15 protein-coding genes are annotated in these 18003 nt (G+C 65.1%); 13 read left to right on the forward strand and 2 right to left on the reverse strand.

Annotated features, from left to right (window positions below; translation table 11 throughout):
• Positions 1 to 10: 10 nt before the first annotated feature.
• Entirely contained in the window at positions 11 to 1018 is a 1008-nt protein-coding gene (locus CXZ10_RS02815) for a KpsF/GutQ family sugar-phosphate isomerase (RefSeq protein WP_101287422.1), read from the reverse strand.
• Positions 1019 to 1198: 180 nt separating this feature from the next.
• On the opposite strand from CXZ10_RS02815, the gene CXZ10_RS02820 reads away from it, so the two are divergent.
• Together CXZ10_RS02820 and ntrX are read left to right on the forward strand one after the other, a co-directional pair.
• Complete coding sequence (locus CXZ10_RS02820; RefSeq protein WP_210199828.1) at positions 1199 to 3439, forward strand: sensor histidine kinase NtrY-like; 2241 nt, start codon at positions 1199 to 1201, stop codon at positions 3437 to 3439.
• Positions 3440 to 3553: 114 nt separating this feature from the next.
• Positions 3554 to 4924 carry a nitrogen assimilation response regulator NtrX gene (gene ntrX, locus CXZ10_RS02825; protein ID WP_101287423.1) on the forward strand — a complete coding sequence of 457 codons (1371 nt, stop codon included), beginning with the start codon at positions 3554 to 3556 and terminating at the stop codon, positions 4922 to 4924.
• A gap of 8 nt (positions 4925 to 4932) precedes the next feature.
• Here the strand turns inward: ntrX and CXZ10_RS02830 are convergent, their stop codons facing one another.
• Entirely contained in the window at positions 4933 to 5460 is a 528-nt protein-coding gene (locus tag CXZ10_RS02830; RefSeq protein ID WP_101287424.1) for a DUF930 domain-containing protein, read from the reverse strand.
• A gap of 371 nt (positions 5461 to 5831) precedes the next feature.
• Between CXZ10_RS02830 and CXZ10_RS02835 the strand changes: the two genes are divergently transcribed.
• From CXZ10_RS02835 to CXZ10_RS21440, 11 genes are all read left to right on the forward strand, one after another.
• Positions 5832 to 6170: an FtsB family cell division protein gene (locus tag CXZ10_RS02835; RefSeq protein ID WP_101287425.1), complete on the forward strand. Its 339-nt coding sequence runs from the start codon at positions 5832 to 5834 to the stop codon at positions 6168 to 6170.
• A 162-nt stretch (positions 6171 to 6332) separates the two neighbouring features.
• Positions 6333 to 7403: a pyruvate dehydrogenase (acetyl-transferring) E1 component subunit alpha gene (gene pdhA / locus CXZ10_RS02840; RefSeq protein ID WP_101287426.1), complete on the forward strand. Its 1071-nt coding sequence runs from the start codon at positions 6333 to 6335 to the stop codon at positions 7401 to 7403.
• A gap of 22 nt (positions 7404 to 7425) precedes the next feature.
• A complete protein-coding gene (locus CXZ10_RS02845; RefSeq protein WP_101287427.1) occupies positions 7426 to 8811 on the forward strand; it encodes a pyruvate dehydrogenase complex E1 component subunit beta in 1386 nt (461 codons plus the stop codon).
• An 11-nt stretch (positions 8812 to 8822) separates the two neighbouring features.
• Positions 8823 to 10166 (forward strand): pyruvate dehydrogenase complex dihydrolipoamide acetyltransferase, encoded by a 1344-nt coding sequence (locus CXZ10_RS02850; RefSeq protein ID WP_101287428.1) that lies wholly within the window; start codon positions 8823 to 8825, stop codon positions 10164 to 10166.
• Positions 10167 to 10276: 110 nt separating this feature from the next.
• Positions 10277 to 11689 carry a dihydrolipoyl dehydrogenase gene (gene lpdA, locus CXZ10_RS02855; RefSeq protein ID WP_101287429.1) on the forward strand — a complete coding sequence of 471 codons (1413 nt, stop codon included), beginning with the start codon at positions 10277 to 10279 and terminating at the stop codon, positions 11687 to 11689.
• A gap of 69 nt (positions 11690 to 11758) precedes the next feature.
• The gene (locus tag CXZ10_RS02860) at positions 11759 to 12007 is read left to right on the forward strand and encodes a GlsB/YeaQ/YmgE family stress response membrane protein (protein WP_101287430.1); all 249 of its coding nucleotides are present in this window, start codon (positions 11759 to 11761) and stop codon (positions 12005 to 12007) included.
• A 149-nt stretch (positions 12008 to 12156) separates the two neighbouring features.
• Positions 12157 to 13233 carry a methyl-accepting chemotaxis protein gene (locus tag CXZ10_RS02865; protein ID WP_101287431.1) on the forward strand — a complete coding sequence of 359 codons (1077 nt, stop codon included), beginning with the start codon at positions 12157 to 12159 and terminating at the stop codon, positions 13231 to 13233.
• Positions 13234 to 13347: 114 nt separating this feature from the next.
• Entirely contained in the window at positions 13348 to 14205 is an 858-nt protein-coding gene (gene aroE, locus CXZ10_RS02870; protein ID WP_101287432.1) for a shikimate dehydrogenase, read from the forward strand.
• Positions 14206 to 14338: 133 nt separating this feature from the next.
• Complete coding sequence (locus CXZ10_RS02875; RefSeq protein ID WP_101288334.1) at positions 14339 to 15490, forward strand: cell surface protein; 1152 nt, start codon at positions 14339 to 14341, stop codon at positions 15488 to 15490.
• A complete protein-coding gene (locus CXZ10_RS02880) occupies positions 15483 to 16424 on the forward strand; it encodes a DUF6384 family protein (RefSeq protein ID WP_101287433.1) in 942 nt (313 codons plus the stop codon). The genes CXZ10_RS02875 and CXZ10_RS02880 overlap by 8 nt, the downstream gene beginning before the upstream one ends.
• A 27-nt stretch (positions 16425 to 16451) precedes the next feature.
• Positions 16452 to 17888, forward strand: a complete 1437-nt coding sequence (locus CXZ10_RS21440; protein WP_180335834.1) for a coiled-coil domain-containing protein — start codon at positions 16452 to 16454, stop codon at positions 17886 to 17888.
• The last annotated feature ends 115 nt before the right edge of the window (positions 17889 to 18003 follow it).

Here is an 18003-nt window from a genome sequence, read left to right on the forward strand (position 1 = left end):
CCGGGACTGATCAGGCCACGCCGATGCGCAGCAGGTCGAGGGTATGCAGAATGCCGATCGGCTTCTCGTTCTCGACGACGAACAGCACGGAGATCTTGCGGTTTTGCAGGAGGTCGAGCGCCTCGGCGGCGAAGATCTGCGGCGCAACGGTGATCGGTTTGCGCGTCATCACCTGCGCGACCGGCGTTTCCAGCTTGCTGGCGCTCAACTGCGGACCGAGATCGGAGTGCACGAAGCGGCGGAGATCGCCGTCTGTGACGATGCCGATCAGGTGCCCGTCACCGTCGACCACTCCGACCACGCCGAAGCCGCCTGAACTGATGGCCAGGATGGCGTCCGTCATCCGGCTGTCGGCGGCAATGAGCGGCAGCCGTTCGGTGTGCATGATGTCCGAGACGCGCCGGAGCTGCGAGCCGAGCTTGCCGCCCGGATGGAAGATGTGGAAGTCGGTCTCCGAGAAGCCTCTCCTGACCATGACGCCCATGGCGATGGCGTCGCCGATGGCGAGCTGCAGCACGGTCGATGTGGTCGGTGCGAGATTGTGCGGGCAGGCTTCGCGCACTCTCGGCAGGATCAGCGCCACGTCGGCGGCGGCGGCCAGGGTCGACTCGGCGCCGGCAGTGAGCGCGATGACCGGCACGTCGAAGCGCTTGGCGAACGCGAGCACCACCGCGAGTTCGGTGGTCTCGCCCGACCAGGACAGCGCCAGGATGACGTCGGAGCCGTCGACCATGCCGAGGTCGCCGTGCCCGGCCTCGGTGGGATGGACGTAATAGGCGGCCGTGCCCGTGGAGGAAAAGGTTGCGGCGAGCTTGCGGGCGATATGGCCGCTCTTGCCGATGCCGGTGACGATGAGCCGGCCCTTGCCCTCTGCGACGATACCGATGGCCTTGTCGATGGCCTCGCCGAGCGGCCCATGAAGTGCCGCTTCTTCAAGGGCGGCAATGCCCGTCCGGGTAATCTCGATGGCATGCAGCGCCGCCGCGAGGGCGGGCTTCGGAAGCGGGCTGTCGGTCATGTCGGCGTGGATCCGCGATTGTTGGCTGGCCGCCTTGTTAGTCCATTGCGGCCGGATGTAAAGCGTGGCTTGTGGCGGCACCGGGGCAAAAAAAGGCGGAAGGACCGCTTTTGCACTCGGTTTTCGTCAAGAAGCCGCAATCGTGATAGACGGCATCACGTGATGCAGTGGAGACGGACGATGGCGGACGTGTCGGTTGGTCGGGTTGAGGTCGCCGCAAGGCCGATGGCCATGAAAGATGTTTATGCCGAGGGACGCGGCCGGCGGCTGACCGGCCTCGTGCTGGTGGGCATCGCCACGCTGTTTTCGCTCGGCATCTTCGCGCTGATCTCCAATCTCCTGCCGATACCGCCGACCACGGATCTCATTCGCGGCTCCCTGGTGATCGACGGTCTTCTGCTTCTGGCGATCATGTTCATGGTCGGCCAGGAAGTGTGGAAGCTGGGACGTGCCTGGTTTGAGGGGCGGGCGGCGGCGCGACTCCATTTGCGCGTTGTCGCGTTGTTCGCCTTCATCGCCGCGCTGCCGGCGGTGATGGTGGCGGTGGCCTTCACCGTCTCGCTCAACCAGGGCTTCGATCACTGGTTCGAGTCGCGCACGCGACAGGTGGTGGACAACGTCTTGACCGTGGCGAGCGCCTACATGCAGGAACATGCCCGCGTGCTGAGGGCCGATCTCATCAGCATCGCGAGCTCGCTCGACGCAGCCAAGTCGCTTTATGATTACGAACCGACCCGGTTCGAAAATCTGATGCGGCTTCAGGCCTCATTGCATGGCCTACAAAGCGCCTACCTCCTGGACAAGAACGCCAACGTCATCCTGCGCTCCGACATCGACCCGAGCGTCAGGACGGTGATGCCGCCGGTGGAGGCGATCAACGAGGCCCGCAAGGAAACGGCGGTGCTCCTGCAGCCCGGGCAGTCCAACCAGGTCGGCGGTCTCCTCAAGCTCCGGACCTATGACGAAACCTATCTCTACATCGTCAGGCTGCTGGACAAGCAGGTGCTGGACAACCTGAAACTCGCCCGCGACAGCGCCATGGAATATCGCGAGCTGGAAAACAACAGATCCGACGTGCAGATCGGCTTTGCCATGATCTTCGGCGGCATGTCGATCGTCTTTCTGCTCGGCGCCATGTGGATCGGCCTGTCGTTCGCCAACTACCTTGTGGCGCCGATCCGTCACCTGATCGGCGCCGCCGACCGGGTGGCGCATGGCGATCTGACCGCCGCCGTGCCAGTCGGGGCCACCTCGGACGACATCTCCAGCCTGGGTGCCTCGTTCAACAAGATGACCGTGGAGCTGAGAAGCCAGCGACAGGAGCTGATTTCGGCCTCGGAGGAAGCCGAAAGACGGCGGCGGTTCACCGAGGCGGTGCTGTCGGGCGTGTCGGCCGGCGTCGTCGGCATTTCCAACGACGGTCACGTCACCATCGCCAATGCCTCCGCGCTGTCTCTGCTTGGGGTGGAGCTGTTCGACCTGGTCGGACGGCTGCTCGTCGACGAGGTGCCGGAACTGGCTCACCTTCTCTCGGTCGCTCTGCGTGATGAGGACGAGGGGCGGTCGCATCAGGCGACCATCGCGCTGGTGCGCAACGGCCACAAGAGCACCGTTTCGGTCAGGGTAACGCCCGACCGGTCGCTCGACCGCGAGCACGGCTACGTGGTGACGCTGGACGACATTTCCGAGCTGGTGTCGGCGCAGCGGACCTCGGCCTGGGCCGACGTGGCCCGCCGCATCGCCCACGAGATCAAGAACCCGCTGACGCCGATCCAGCTCAGCGCCGAGCGCATCCGGCGGCGGTTCGGCAAGCTGGTGGCCGACGACGACCGGCGGGTGTTCGATCAGTGCGTCGACACCATCGTCCGGCAGGTCGGAGATATCGGCCGCATGGTCGACGAGTTCTCGCAGTTCGCGCGCATGCCCAAGCCGTCCTTCGAGGAGCGCGACCTCGGAGAATGCGTGCGGGAGGCGGTGTTCCTGCTGGGTGTCGGCCACCCCGAGATCACCTTCGAGGCGCATCTGCCGGAGACGCCGCTCAAGGGGCGCTTCGATCATCGACTGATCAGTCAGGCGGTCGCCAATCTCGTCAAGAATGCGGTGGAGGCGATCGAGGGACTGCCCGAGGGCGAGCGGACCGGCGCGCGCGTCGACGTCTATGGCCGCGAAGCCGGCGGCTTCAATATCGTCGAAGTGGTGGATACCGGCATCGGCCTGCCGACCACAGAGCGGCACCGGCTCCTGGAGCCCTACATGACGACGCGCGAAAAGGGCACCGGCCTCGGGCTCGCCATCGTGCGCAAGATCGTCGAGGAGCACGGCGGCAGCATAGATCTGCTGGACTCGCCGGCTGTGGCGAACGGCGGGCGTGGAGCCATGGTCCGGATCAGCCTGCCGATCGATCCAAACAGAACGGGTTGATTGTCGGGGGTTTACGGACGATAGGGCTTCAGATCGTGTGACATTTATGTTACTGCCGATGCGGCCGGGGCTTGAGGACGGCCGCTAGGCGGCGGAACGGATACGCAGGAAACAATGGCGACCGATATTCTGATCGTTGACGACGAGGCCGATATCCGCGATCTCGTGGCGGGCATCCTGGAAGACGAAGGTCATGGAACCCGCACGGCCGGGGACTGCGACAAGGCGCTCCAGTCCATCGCCGAACGACGTCCGCAGCTCATTTTCCTGGACATCTGGCTGCAGGGCAGCCGCATGGACGGCTTGCAGCTTCTCGATGAGATCAAGACCAGCAATCCCGACGTGCCGGTGGTGATGATCTCGGGCCATGGCAATGTCGAGACGGCCGTCTCGGCCATCAAGCGCGGTGCTTACGACTATATCGAAAAGCCGTTCAAGGCCGACCGTCTGGTGCTTATCGCCGAGCGGGCGCTGGAATCGTCTCGCCTCAAGCGCGAGATCCGCGAACTGCAAATCCGCTCGGACCGCCCGGAGGGGGTGGTCGGCGGTTCGTCGGTGGTCAATCAGCTTCGCAACACCATCGACCGAGTGGCGCCCACCAACAGCCGCGTGCTGATCTCCGGCCCATCCGGGTCCGGAAAGGAATCGGTGGCGCGCGCCATCCACGAGCGTTCGCACCGGGCAGCCGGTCCTTTCGTGGTGCTGAATGCGGCGGCCTTCTCGCCGGACCGCATGGAGATCGAGCTGTTCGGCAGCGAGTCCGACGCCGACGGCAAGCGCAAGGTCGGCGCCCTCGAAGAGGCGCATGGCGGCACGCTTTATCTCGACGAGATCGGCGACATGCCGCGCGAAATGCAGAACCGCATGGTGCGTGTGCTGGTCGAACAGGCGTTCGAGCGCGTTGGTGGCACCCAGAAGGTGCATGTCGACGTGCGCTATGTGTCGTCGACGGCGCGCGATCTCGAACGGGAGATCGCCGAGGGGCATTTCCGCGAGGACCTGTTTCACCGCCTTGCCGTGGTGCCGGTGCGCGTGCCGGGCCTTTCGGAGCGCCGCGAAGACATTCCCTTTCTCATCGAGCAGATGATGCATCAGATCTCCCGGGCCACCGGCCTGCCGGTCCGGCGCATCGGCGAGGATGCCATGGCCGTACTGCAGTCGCACGACTGGCCGGGCAACCTTCGTCAGCTCCGCAACAACGTCGAGCGGCTGATGATCCTGACTCGCGGCGATCCGGAGGCGGTGATCACCGCCGACCTGCTGCCATCGGAGATCGGCACCATGCTGCCGTCCCTGCCGTCTGGTTCGGGCGGCGAACATCTGATGGCGCTGCCGCTCAGGGAGGCGCGCGAGATCTTCGAGCGGGAGTATCTCAAGGCCCAGCTCAACCGTTTCGGCGGCAACATCTCGCGCACGGCCGAGTTCGTCGGGATGGAGCGCTCGGCGCTGCACCGCAAGCTGAAGAGCCTTGCCATTGCCGGCTGAGGCTCGCCTCAGTCGGTCATGTCGCCGTCGATCTGTTCGGGCAGATTGTCCCGTTCCCACTCTTCGTGCGGGATCGGCGTGCCGAGCCTGAAGTCGAACGATGCCACATGCGTGAGGTCGCTCGTCGCGCTGCAGCTGAACGACAGCCGGTACCATTGCCCGCCAGCGTAGACGGCGGCGCCGGTCGCATCCATTGACGTCGGGGTCAGCCGCGGATCGGCGGTTGCGTAGGCAACGACGTGATCGGGTACGAAGTCGGCTTTCCAGCGCCTCAACTGTTCGATCGCCTCGATATTGCAGAGCTGGATCAGCCGTTCGTCGCTGGCGAGCGACGCAAGCCTTTGCCGAGTTTCAAGATTGCGCGGATCATTGAGGACGCCGGCCGCAAAATAGTCCGTCGCGGCAATGCGTCCCTCGGCGCGAGGGCGGGCGGCCCTCGGCGATGAAGGTGATGGTTGGCGCGTAACCTCGGGCAGCGCTGCGATCGGCTTGCCGAGGGCAGGCGGAGCGGGGGTGCGGTTCGCCGGAGCGACCATCACCACCTCGATTGCCGCCGGCGGCTGCGCGACGGGTATATGGCGAGGCGCCTCAATCGCAAGGAGTGCAAGGAGTAGGGCATGGGCAAGCACGGACAGCGTGGTTGCCGGCCGTGGCCAAGGCAGCGCTCTCCTCACTCTCTATCCTCCCCGCTTTTTCATACCCATCGCCGGCCTTCGTGGCGGTTTTGGGAGACGAGGGCGGGACACGATCTCGTGATCGTCGGTAGCTGTGGAAAGACTGCCACCTTTCACCGCTCGCCTCTTCGCGGAACTCATTTCGCCGACGTTCACCCTCCCTTTACCACGTTGGTCCAGATTTCTCGGCAGGGGAGCAGAATGGTCCCGCCTTCCGCGTGAGTTCGTTGCGTATGATTACCCGCCAGTATCGCCCGTCTTGGCTCCGCCGCCTGATCCTGCCGGCCGTGACGGCCGTTTTTCTCGGTTATTTCGGCTACCACGCCGTCAATGGCGAGTATGGCATGGTGGGGCGCGCCCGCTTCGAGAACCGTACCCAGGAACTCAATGCCGAACTGGCTCGTCTCAACGCCGAAAAGGCGGCGCTGGAGGCGCATGTCAGGCTTTTGCGCCCTTCCAGTCTCGATCAGGACATGGTCGACGAACGGGCGCGCATCCAGCTTTCGGTGGTCAATCCGAATGAAGTGGTCATCATGGATTTTGACAAGCTGGCGCAGGCAAAAAGCAATTGATATTGCTATATTTTCCATGAATTAACTTGATTTCAGTTAATTGCGTGCGCCAGTGATGCGGCTTTCGCATGATTGACATGCGTTGCAAACCTTGACTTGCTCCCCGGAAAGGGGTTCCGTCGGCGCCTCTACGGAATAATCCCGATACGGGAGGAGCAAGCAATGGCTGTTCGACCGGCGACCGAGAAGCGCGCTCGCGCTTCGGCACCGACCTCCGGAACGAAAAAAACCGGCAAGACATCCAATCCGGCCATCAACTATCAGGTCGCCGACTTCGACAAGGACGATGAGCTCAAGGCTTATCATGACATGCTGCTGATCCGCCGCTTCGAAGAAAAGGCGGGCCAGCTCTATGGCATGGGGCTGATCGGCGGTTTCTGTCACCTCTATATTGGCCAGGAAGCGGTGGTCGTCGGCATCCAGAAGGCGTTGCGCGAGGGTGAGGACCAAGTCACCACCTCCTATCGCGACCACGGCCACATGCTGGCCTGCGGCATGGACCCCAAGGGCGTCATGGCCGAGCTGACCGGCCGCAAGGGCGGCTACTCGCATGGCAAGGGTGGCTCCATGCACATGTTCAGCCGCGAGAAGCAGTTCTTCGGCGGCCACGGCATCGTCGGCGCCCAGGTGCCGATCGGCGCCGGTCTTGCCTTCGCCGACAAGTATCGCGGCACCGATAACGTGTCTGTGGTCTACTTCGGCGACGGCGCGGCCAACCAAGGTCAGGTTTACGAGACCTTCAACATGGCGCAGCTCTGGAAGCTGCCGGTGATTTTCGTCATCGAGAACAACCGCTATGCCATGGGCACGTCGGTCAGCCGTTCGTCGGCGCAGACCGATTTCGCCAAGCGTGGCGAGAGCTTCAACATTCCCGGCGAGCAGGTGGACGGTATGGACGTTCGCGCCGTCAAGGCGGCCGCCGACCGGGCCGTCGAATGGGCGCGCGCCGGCAACGGCCCCTATATCCTGGAAATGCAGACCTACCGCTATCGCGGCCATTCCATGTCCGATCCGGCCAAGTACCGGACCAAGGACGAAGTGCAGAAGATGCGCGACGAGCGTGATCCGATCGAGCAGGTCAGGAAGCGGCTGGTCGAGAAGGGTTGGGCCAGCGAGGACGATCTCAAGGAGATCGACAAGAGCGTTCGCGCCGTGGTGACCGAAGCAGCCGACTTCGCCTCCGCCGATGCCGAGCCGGATCCGTCCGAGCTCTGGACCGACATTCTTCGCTGACAGCGCCGAAAGGTTTTTCAAAATGGCTATCGATATCCTGATGCCGGCGCTGTCGCCGACCATGGAAGAAGGCACGCTCACCAAGTGGCTGAAAAAGGTCGGTGACGACGTGAAATCCGGCGATGTGATCGCCGAGATCGAGACCGACAAGGCGACGATGGAAATCGAAGCCGTCGATGAGGGCAAGCTGCTCGAAATCCTGGTTGCCGAGGGCACCGAGGGCGTGAAGGTCAACGCGGTGATCGCCCGTGTTGGCGAGGAAGGCGAGGCGAGTGCTCCCAAGCCGGTGACGGGTGAGGATCCCAAGCCCGCGGCCCAGGCCGCACCGGCCGAGAAGCCGCAGCCGATGGCGCAGGCGTCGAGCACGGTTCCGGCGGCGCCCGCAGTCAAGGCCGAGGCCGATCCCGACATTCCCGCCGGGACGCAGTTCGAGAGCAAGACGGTGCGCGAAGCCTTGCGCGAGGCGATGGCCGAGGAAATGCGCCGCGATGGCGACGTGTTCCTGATGGGCGAGGAAGTCGCCGAGTACCAGGGCGCCTACAAGATCTCGCAGGGTCTCCTGGACGAGTTCGGCCCCCGGCGCGTCATCGACACGCCGATCACCGAGCACGGCTTTGCCGGCATCGGTGTCGGCGCGGCCTTCGCCGGCCTGAAGCCGATCGTCGAGTTCATGACCTTCAACTTCGCCATGCAGGCGATCGACCAGATCATCAACTCGGCCGCCAAGACGCTCTACATGTCCGGCGGCCAGATGGGCTGCCCGATCGTCTTCCGTGGCCCCAACGGCGCCGCCGCCCGCGTCGGCGCCCAGCACAGCCAGGACTACGCCGCCTGGTACGGCATGATCCCCGGCCTCAAGGTGGTGATGCCCTATACCGCGGCCGACGCCAAGGGCCTGCTCAAGGCGGCGATCCGCGATCCCAACCCGGTGATCTTCCTTGAGAACGAGATCCTCTACGGCCATCACTTCGATGTGCCCAAGCTCGACGACTACGTGCTGCCGATCGGCAAGGCGCGTATTCACAAGGCAGGCAAGGACGTCACCATCGTCTCCTTCGGCATGGGCATGACCTATGCGACCAAGGCGGCGGAAGAGCTGGCCGGTCTCGGCATCGACGCCGAGGTGATCGACCTCAGGACCATCCGCCCGATGGACATCGAAACGGTGGTCAACTCGGTGAAGAAGACCGGCCGTTGCGTGACGGTGGAAGAGGGCTGGCCGCAGGGCTCGGTGGGCTCGGAGATCGCCTACCAGATCCAGGCCAACGCCTTCGACTATCTCGATGCGCCGGTCGGCCGTGTCACCGGCAAGGACGTGCCGATGCCCTACGCGGCCAACCTTGAAAAGCTCGCCCTGCCGAACGTCGGCGAGGTGATCGAGGCGGTGCGCGCCGTCACCTATCGCTGAGGAGAGCTGACATGCCGATCAAGATCCTGATGCCGGCGCTCTCTCCCACCATGGAGACGGGCAACCTGACCAAGTGGAACGTCAAGGTGGGCGATGCCGTGAAGTCCGGCATGGTGCTCGCCGAGATCGAGACCGACAAGGCGACCATGGAAGTCGAAGCGGTCGACGAGGGTGTCGTCGCCAAGCTGGTGGTGGCCGAAGGCACGGCCGATGTGCCGGTCAATGCGGTGATCGCCGTTCTCGCCGAAGAGGGCGAGGACGTCGCCGCCGCAGCTGCCGCCGCCGACGGCGCGGCTCCCGCCACCTCCAAGGCGGAAGCGCCGGAGGTTGAGGAAAAGGCACAGCCTGCGGAAGCGCCCAAGGCGGAAGCGCCCAAGCAGGAGGCTCCCAAGGCCGAAAGCTCCAGGTCGGGCGAGGGTGACCGGGTCTTCGCTTCACCGCTGGCTCGCCGCGTCGCCAAGGAGAAGGGGCTCGACCTCAAGTCCGTCAAGGGCTCGGGACCCAAGGGCCGCATCATCCTTCGCGACGTCGAGGGTGCCGAGGCGACCCCGAAGGCTGCTGCTCCCGCTCCGCTTGCATCGGCTCCAGCCGCCGCGCCTGCTCCAAAGCCGGCCGGCGCCAGCGACGAGGTGACGCTGAAGCTGTTCGACCCGGAGAGCTACGAGCTGATCCCGCACGACGGCATGCGCAAGACCATTGCCCGCCGCCTCACCGAGTCCAAGCAGACGGTGCCGCACTTCTACGTCACCGTCGACGTGGAGATCGACGCGCTCCTGGCCCTGCGCAAGGACATCAATGACGCGGCGCCGACCATCGACGGCAAGCCGACCTACAAAGTGTCGGTCAACGACATGGTCATCAAGGCCTACGCGCTGGCTCTCAAGGCCGTGCCGGACGCCCACGTGTCGTGGACCGACGGCGGCATGCTGAAGCACAGGCACGCCGATGTCGGCGTGGCCGTGTCGATCCCCGGCGGCCTGATCACACCGATCGTCCGCAAGGCCGACGAGAAGAGCCTGTCCACCATCTCAAACGAGGTGAAGGATCTCGCCAAGCGCGCCAAGGATCGCAAGCTGAAGCCCGAGGAGTACCAGGGCGGCACCACCTCGGTCAGCAACCTCGGCATGTTCGGCGTCAAGGACTTCGCGGCCGTCATCAACCCGCCGCACGCCACCATCCTGGCGGTCGGCGCCGGCGAGCAGCGGGCGGTGGTGAAGAACGGCCAGTTGGCCGTCGCCACCGTGATGAGCGTCACGCTCTCCACCGATCACCGCGCCGTCGACGGTGCGCTCGGCGCCGAGCTTCTGAAGGCGTTCAAGGGCTTCATCGAGAAGCCGATGTCGATGCTGGTGTGACGGAACACCTCCGTCGTGCGTTTCGGGAGGCGGCCGCCGGCTGAACCGGCGCCGCCTGCTTCCGGCGCGAGGCCAGGCCGGCGCCGCACCCAGATTGAAGGCAGAGACCCATGTCCCAGTATGACATCCTGATCATCGGCTCCGGCCCCGGCGGTTATGTCGCCGCCATCCGCGCCGCCCAGCTCGGCCTCAAGGTCGGCGTCGTCGAGCGCGCCCATGTCGGCGGCATCTGCCCCAACTGGGGCTGCATTCCCGCCAAGGCGTTGCTGCGCTCGGCCGAGATCTTCCACTATATCGAGCATGCCGCCGACTACGGCATCAAGGCCGAGAAACCGGGCGTCGATATTCCGGCCATCGTCAAGCGGTCGCGCGGCATCGCCCAGCAGATGAGCCAGGGCGTCGGCTTCCTGCTCAAGAAGAACAAGGTCGACCTGATCTGGGGCGAGGCGACCATCGCCGCGCCCGGCAAGGTCAAGGTGAAGGCCATCGACGGCGCGCCCAAGGGCTGGCTGCCGGCCGGCGACTTCGAGGCCAAGCATATCATCGTGGCGACCGGCGCCCGTCCACGCGTGCTGCCCGGCCTCGAGCCGGACAAGAAGCTGGTCTGGACCTATTTCGAGTCCATGGTACCGGAAGCGCTGCCGAAGCGCCTGCTGGTGGTCGGCTCGGGTGCCATCGGCATCGAGTTCGCGAGTTTCTACCGGGCGCTCGGCTCGGAAGTGACCGTCGTCGAGGTGATGAGCCAGGTGATGCCGGTCGAGGATCACGAGATCGCCGACCTCGCCAAGAAGCGCTTCGAGAAGGCCGGCATGAAGATCCTTCTGGAGGCCAAGGTGGCCTCGTTGAAGAAGGGTGCCAACGAGGTGACGGCCACCGTCGAGCTCAAGGATGGGTCGAAGCAGGAGATCGTCGCCGATCGCGTCATCTCGGCGGTGGGCGTCGTCGGCAACGTCGAGAACCTCGGCCTCGAGGGGCTCGGCGTGAAGATCGAGCGCGGCACCATTGTCACCGACGGTCTCGGCCGCACCAACGTGCCGGGCATCTATGCCATCGGCGACGTCGCCGGTCCGCCGATGCTCGCCCACAAGGCCGAGCACGAGGGTACGCTGTGCGTCGAGGCGATCGCCGGCCTGCATCCGCATCCGATGGACAAGCTGCAGATCCCGGGCTGCACCTATTGCCATCCGCAGGTGGCTTCCGTCGGCCTCACCGAGAAGAAAGCCAAGGAAGCTGGTTATGAACTGAAGATCGGCCGCTTCCCGTTCATCGGCAATGGCAAGGCGGTGGCGCTCGGCGAGCCGGAGGGCCTCGTCAAGACCATCTTCGATGCCAAGACCGGCCGCCTGCTCGGTGCCCATCTGGTCGGTGCCGAGGTGACCGAGATGATCCAGGGTTTCGTGGTCGCCATGCAGCTCGAAACCACCGAGGAAGAGCTGATGCACACGGTGTTCCCGCACCCGACCGTCAGCGAGACCATGCATGAGAGCGTGCTTGCCGCCTATGGCCGGGCCATCCATATTTAAGCCGCGAGTCGCGACTTAACGTGAGGCCGGCGGCAAACCCGCCGGCCTTTTCATTGCCAGGAGATACCGATGCAGGGACACGCCTTTCTCGTCTGGGGTGCCATCGGCCTTCTGGCCGGCTGGCTCGCGAGCTTCGTGGTGGGCGGCGGCGGCCTCATCCGATATCTCGTGTCCGGCCTGATCGGCTCGTTCGTCGGCGGCCTGGTGCTGCAATGGACGGGAATCAGCCTTCCTATCGCCAGCCCCTTTTTGCACGAAGTCGCCGTCGCAACCATTGGTGCGATCATCTTCGTTTTTCTAGCGCGTATGGTCGTCTGAGCGGTTTCTAAGCGCAAAATCCCCCTTGCAAGGCCATTCTGCAAATAAAAGCAGCAGTCCCGTATGTAGTTCCTCGCTCGTTGTTTTTACTTTGTTAACGGGGTCGATGCGACTCTTTGCAAAGTAAAATACGGTGATCGGGGGATCGGATGACAGCTTCGGTTGTATCCATTCGCGATATCTCATCAAAGTCGGCCTCGGTCCAGGAAATCGCCTTCAACAAGGTGGGCCAGATCAGGGCGATCAATCGCCGCATGCGCATCCTCGCCCTCAACGCGTTGATCGAGGCGGAGCGGGCGGGCGACGCCGGGCGCGGCTTCGCGGTGGTCAGCCAGGAGGTGCGCGGCATCTCCGAAGAGGTTGAGAAGCTGTCGACCGCCCTCGAGGCCGAACTTGCCTCGGAAATCGGCGAGATCTCTTCGCTGGTCGAGGAGATGAGCCAGTCGTCGCAAGGGCAGCGGCTTGTCGATCTGGCGCTCAATGCTATCGAGATCGTCGATCGCAACCTCTACGAACGCACCTGCGACGTCCGCTGGTGGGCCACCGATTCGGCCTTCGTCGACGCCATGACGCAGCCCGGCGAGGCGGCCTTCGCCTATGCGGCGCGGCGTCTCAATGTCATTCTGCGCGCCTACACCGTCTATCTCGACATCTGGCTCTGCGACCCCTCGGGCAGGGTGGTGGCGTCCGGTCGCGGTGACCGCTTTCCGGTGGCCGGCGCCGACGTTTCGTCGCGCTCTTGGTTCCGTACCGGCATGGGGCTCCGGACTGGCGACGATTTTCACGCCGAGGACATCGCCCGCGAGGCGCTGCTCGCCGACACCATGGTTGCCACCTTCGTGACGCCGGTGCGGACCGGCGGCGAGGTGAACGGCCGGCCGGTCGGCCTTCTCGCCATCCATTTCGACTGGGAGCCGCAATCGCGGACCATCGTCGAGGGCGTCCGTCTGACCGATGACGAGCGAGCCGTGAGCCGCGTGCTGATCGTCGATCGCGACAACCGCGTCATTGCGTCGTCCGACGGCGCAGGCCTGTTGACGGAACGGTTGTCGGCCTTCGGTGGCGGCGAGGCGGGCTGGCAGGTGCGCGACGGGCGGATCATCGCCCAGCATGTGACGCCCGGCTACGAAACCTATCGGGGCCTCGGCTGGCGCGGCGTGATCGAACAGCGGTTTACCGTCGAGAAGCCATCGGCGACGGTGACACCGATCAAAGGCCGCCGTTAGCGTCCCTCACCGGCAACTGCCCGAGGGTAGCGTTTTCAATCCAGTCTCCAGACGATAAGATCGCGCCAAGGAAGGGCGTGATGGCAGGAACGCCCTCCGCGGGAGGATGGCGTCATGCCGGTCGAGCTCAATTTCCTCAGCCTTCTCACAGGTTGCTTTGCAACGCCGGTGGCCGAAAATCCCACGGTTGCCATGGTCGAGGCGGCCTATCGCGCCATGGGTCTCGACGCCCGCTACATCAACTGCGACGTGGCGCCGGCCGATCTCGGCGACGCCGTGCGCGGTGCCCGTGCCATGGGCTGGCGCGGCTTCAACTGCTCGCTGCCGCACAAGGTGGCAGTGATCGATTTCATCGACGAGCTTGCGCCATCGGCCGAGATCATCGGCGCGGTCAACTGCGTCATCAACGAGGACGGCCGGCTGATCGGCGAGAACACCGACGGCAAGGGCTTTCTCGCCTCGCTCAAGACGGTGACCGATCCCAGGGGGAAGCATGTCGTGGTGCTCGGCGCCGGCGGTGCTTCACGGGCGATCGCTGTGGAGACCGCGCTGGCAGGCGCCGCCTCGATCACCGTCGTCAACCGCGACGCGGCACGCGGCAAGGCGGTGGTACAGCTCGTGGCGGCGCACACCTCGGCGGCAGCGGAGTTCGTGCCTCTGAAGGATGATTACGTCGTCCCCGGGGAAACCGACATTCTCATCAACGCAACGTCCATCGGCCTCTTTCCAGGGGTGAACGATCTGCCGGCCGTCGACTTCACCTCGCTCCGGCCTGGTCTGGTGGTGGCCGACGTCATTCCCAATCCGCCGCACACGGCTTTCCTCAGGACGGCCGAGACGCATGGCGCCATAACGCTCGACGGCTTGGGCATGCTGGTCAACCAGGGTGTCATCGGCATTCGCCTGTGGGCCGGCCGCGAGCCGGACGCCAAGGTGATGCGCGGCGCGCTGGAAGCCGTGTTCGGTGCTTGAATTTTCGCTGAACGTCTGCTTGCGGCAGCTTGTGGGAATACTACATCTTCCGCGACGCCCCGCGGACGTTCATCCGCGCATTCGGTGACTGGGGGAAACGGCCTTGACTACGACCGACATTGTGAAGACGCCCATGCAGTATCTCGACAAGGCGATGGGTGGATTGCGCGACCTCGGCCTCTTGCCGGCCCGAACCGAGGAGGCACCGATCGTCGGCCTCCTCGAGCGGATTACCGATCTCGATCCCGACAAGATCGCGGTGATCACCCGCACGCTCAGCCAGATGAGCGTCTTCAACGAGGTGGTGCGCGAGCAGATTTCGGAAATGTCGATCGGCGAGCGCTACGAGAAGATCACGCAGGGCTTCAATTCGATCCGGGATGATGCCAAGGCGATGGTCGATCAGATCTCCGACGGCAAGCTCGACCTGTTCGAGCGGGCAACCAATGCCTGGATGAAGATCTCGCGCGGCGACATTGCCAGCCGCTTCGACAGCATTCGCGACACCTATGTCGAAGTGGCGCGGGACACCAAGACCAACATCGAGCGCGAGCAGATCATCCTCGAGGCCTATCGAGACTTCCGCGGCGCGCTGAAGCAGGCCGAGGTGGCGGCGTTGGAAGTGCTGAAGGCGGGCGAGGCGAAGCTCACTGTTGCCAAGGACGAGCTCACCAAGGCGTCCGAAGCGGTGGCCGGCTTTGCGGGTACGGACGCTTCGGAACGGGCGCGCCTGGAGCTCATCCGCGACGAGAAGCTCAGGGCAATGCAGAACGAGGAGGGCCGGTATCAGATCGCCAAGGATCTCGCCGACAACCTCACTATCGGCTACAACACCTCCGAAGTGATCATGGCGCGCCTCCTTCAGACCACGTCGGCCAAGGAGCGCGTCTATCAGCAGTCCGTCTCCTTCTTCACCACCAACGAATCGGTGCTGACGGCGTTGAAGGCATCGTTCACCGGCGTGTTCGGGCTGCACGAGTCGACGCAGACGCTCAACTCCATGAAGGAAGGCGTGTCGAAGTCGCTGGAAGTGCTGGCCGACATCGGTGGCAAGGTGCAGGAAGAGGCGCTGAAGGCCGGCTACGGACCGACCGTGCGCGCCGACGCGGTGAAGAAGCTGGTCGACAGTGTGGTCAACTACCAGGAGCGCTCGACCGAGATCATCGCCGAGATGCGGACGCTCGCCACCAAGAACTCCGAGGAGATCCGCGCCGCCGTCGAGGACGGCAAGCGGCGGATCGCTCGCCTCGCCGAGCAGGGCAACGCGCTGGTGTTGAATGGCTGACATCGCTCAGGGCGGCGCCGTCGCCCCCAAACTCGACGAGCTCATGCTGGCGATGGACGTGGTCGACACGCTTCGTCACCAGGAGGGGCTGGTCGAGAAGGCGCTCAGCGAGGACAGCCGCGATGCCACGCTGAAGGAACGGCTTAGGACGCTCTACGAAGGGCAGGGGCTCAGGGTTTCCGACCGCATCCTGGATGACGGCATCCGGGCGCTGAAGGAGAGCCGGTTCACCTATGATCCGGCACCGCCCTCCTTTGCCCGGACGATGGCGCTGCTGTGGGTCGGTCGGGCCACGGTGGCCAAGGTGGCGGCGGTTGTGCTTGTCGCCGTTGCCGTGTTCGGTGGCGTCACCTATTGGCGGGCCGCATCGACTGAGCGGGCATCCGAGGCGGCACGCATCGAAATGAGCGTGACGCTGCCGGAAACCATCGATACCGCCGAGGCGGCGCTGGCGACCGAGGCGCTGACGTCCGATGCCAAGGCTGAGGCCGACAGGCGGATCGCTGCCGCCCGCGCAGCGATCGCCGGCGGCGATGCCGGCGCGGCGCGTCAGGCGGTGGCGGCGGTCGCCGATCTCCGGGCAACGCTCGCACAGACCTACGAGCTCCGCATCGTCTCCCGGCCGGGCGAGCGAACCGGCGTCTTCCGGGTGCCCGACATCAACACCCAGGCCCGCAACTACTATCTGATCGTCGAGGCGGTGACGCCGTCGGGCGACGTCCTGAAGATGCCAGTCACCAGTGAGGAAGACGGCACGGTCAAGACCGTCGACAAATGGGGCGTCCGCGTCCCCAAGCCGACCTATGACCGGGTGGCGGCCGACAAGAGCGATGACGGCATCGTCGAGGACAACATTCTCGGCGAAAAGCCGCGCGGCAGCCTTCACCCCGTCTACGAGATGGATGTTCTCTCGGGTGCCATCACCAGCTGGTAGGCTCATTTCTGAACCCAAGGACGCAGCATGATTTCCGCGCAGCAGGCGCTCAACCACATCGAACGGGCGATCCTCGGTGTCCGACGCGACGAGGATCGCCTCGTCGCCATGCTGGCCGATACCAAGGCCGAGGGCGACCGCCTGAGAGCCGAGAAGGCCGAGGCCTTTCGGGCGCTGGCCCGTCTTCGGCTCGACGCCATCGCCCGCGACGAAGTGGTCGGAGAGCTCGACAGCGTCGAGCGGCGGGCGCGCGTCGCCCTCGACAAGCGCCGCGACCGGCTGGCCGAACTCAAGGCCAGCCGCGAAGGCGCGTCGCAGAAGCTCGACGAGCTCGAAGACAAGCGCGAAGAGGCTGCCAAGCTGCGCGACGCGGCGATGGCCGCGGTCGACGCGAAGACCGACGCCGTTGAAGCACGCCTTGCCGCCGAGGACGAGTGGCGACGCCTGACTGCCGCCATCGAAGCGGCCGAGGCGACGGCGGCGGCGGCCGAGGAGAAGCGGCGGCAGGCCGAGGAGGATCGCGCCGCCAAGGGCAAGCCTTACGAGGCCGATCGTCTGTTCATGTATCTTTGGCAGCGCGGCTACGGCACCTCCGCCTACCGGGCCGGACCGCTCACGCGCTATTTCGACGGCAAGGTCGCCCGGCTGGCCGGCTATGATGCGGCGCGCGTCAACTACTTCATGCTGACCGAGATACCCTTGCGTCTCGCCGAGCACGCGGATCGCCTCAAGGCGGAAGTGGCCACAGCGGTGGAAGCCCGTCAGGCTCACGAACGGGCGGCGCTGGAAGCGGATGGCATCAAGCCGCTGGAAGCGGCGGTGGCCGAGGCCGACCGGGGGCTCGCCAAGGTGGAAACCGACATCGCCCGCGTCATGTCCGACGTCGGCAGCATCGACAAGGAGACCGCGACGGCGCTCGACGACAATGCCGATCCGGCGGTCCGCGGGGTGATCGACGACCTGGCAGGCACGCTGGCCCGCTCCGACATGGTTGATCTCGTCCGGCGCGCCGAGGCGACGCCGACGCCGGAGGACGACCGCATCGTCAAGCAACTGCGCCAGATCGAGCGCGACCTCATCCGCGTCGATGCCCAGGCGGAGGAGCTTCGACGCACGTCGATCGATATTGCCCGCAAGCGGGAGGAACTTGAGCATTCGCGCGACACCTTCCGCCGCAACGGCTATGACCGGCCCAACGGCAGCTTTTCCAACGGCGAGATGATCGGCAACCTGATCGGCGGCATCATCTCCGGTGCCATCACGGCGGCGGTGCTGGAGGGTGCGTTCCGCGATGGTTACCGGCGCGGCGAGCCCCGCCGGCGCGACGATTTCGGCGGCGGTCACTGGGCCGGCGGGGGCCCATGGGGCGGCGGCGGGTCATGGGGAGGTGGTTCTGGTGGCGGCGGCTTCGGGACGGGCGGCGGTTCCGGTGGTGGCGGCTTCAAGACCGGCGGCGGTTTCTAGAGCAACTCCAGCAAAAGTGGGAACCGGTTTTGCGTCCGGAGTTGCGTGAGACCAAAAGACTGGAGCACGTTGGCGAACCAGAGTTCGCCGGACGTGCTCAAGTCACCGTATGACG

The sequence above is a fragment of the Pleomorphomonas diazotrophica genome, assembly GCF_002844595.1.
GTDB classification, from domain to species: domain Bacteria; phylum Pseudomonadota; class Alphaproteobacteria; order Rhizobiales; family Pleomorphomonadaceae; genus Pleomorphomonas; species Pleomorphomonas diazotrophica.

What these genes read in the sequence shown, in the direction of transcription:
- CXZ10_RS02865 (WP_101287431.1), top strand. Translation starts at nt 12,157, where the DNA reads ATGACAGCTTCGGTTGTATCCATTCGCGATATCTCATCAAAGTCGGCC.
- CXZ10_RS02830 (WP_101287424.1), bottom strand. Translation starts at nt 5,460, where the DNA reads ATGGTCGCTCCGGCGAACCGCACCCCCGCTCCGCCTGCCCTCGGCAAG.
- CXZ10_RS02860 (WP_101287430.1), top strand. Translation starts at nt 11,759, where the DNA reads ATGCAGGGACACGCCTTTCTCGTCTGGGGTGCCATCGGCCTTCTGGCC.
- CXZ10_RS02845 (WP_101287427.1), top strand. Translation starts at nt 7,426, where the DNA reads ATGGCTATCGATATCCTGATGCCGGCGCTGTCGCCGACCATGGAAGAA.
- CXZ10_RS02875 (WP_101288334.1), top strand. Translation starts at nt 14,339, where the DNA reads ATGCAGTATCTCGACAAGGCGATGGGTGGATTGCGCGACCTCGGCCTC.
- lpdA (WP_101287429.1), top strand. Translation starts at nt 10,277, where the DNA reads ATGTCCCAGTATGACATCCTGATCATCGGCTCCGGCCCCGGCGGTTAT.
- CXZ10_RS02880 (WP_101287433.1), top strand. Translation starts at nt 15,483, where the DNA reads ATGGCTGACATCGCTCAGGGCGGCGCCGTCGCCCCCAAACTCGACGAG.
- CXZ10_RS02850 (WP_101287428.1), top strand. Translation starts at nt 8,823, where the DNA reads ATGCCGATCAAGATCCTGATGCCGGCGCTCTCTCCCACCATGGAGACG.
- CXZ10_RS21440 (WP_180335834.1), top strand. Translation starts at nt 16,452, where the DNA reads ATGATTTCCGCGCAGCAGGCGCTCAACCACATCGAACGGGCGATCCTC.
- ntrX (WP_101287423.1), top strand. Translation starts at nt 3,554, where the DNA reads ATGGCGACCGATATTCTGATCGTTGACGACGAGGCCGATATCCGCGAT.
- pdhA (WP_101287426.1), top strand. Translation starts at nt 6,333, where the DNA reads ATGGCTGTTCGACCGGCGACCGAGAAGCGCGCTCGCGCTTCGGCACCG.
- CXZ10_RS02820 (WP_210199828.1), top strand. Translation starts at nt 1,199, where the DNA reads ATGGCGGACGTGTCGGTTGGTCGGGTTGAGGTCGCCGCAAGGCCGATG.
- aroE (WP_101287432.1), top strand. Translation starts at nt 13,348, where the DNA reads ATGCCGGTCGAGCTCAATTTCCTCAGCCTTCTCACAGGTTGCTTTGCA.
- CXZ10_RS02815 (WP_101287422.1), bottom strand. Translation starts at nt 1,018, where the DNA reads ATGACCGACAGCCCGCTTCCGAAGCCCGCCCTCGCGGCGGCGCTGCAT.
- CXZ10_RS02835 (WP_101287425.1), top strand. Translation starts at nt 5,832, where the DNA reads ATGATTACCCGCCAGTATCGCCCGTCTTGGCTCCGCCGCCTGATCCTG.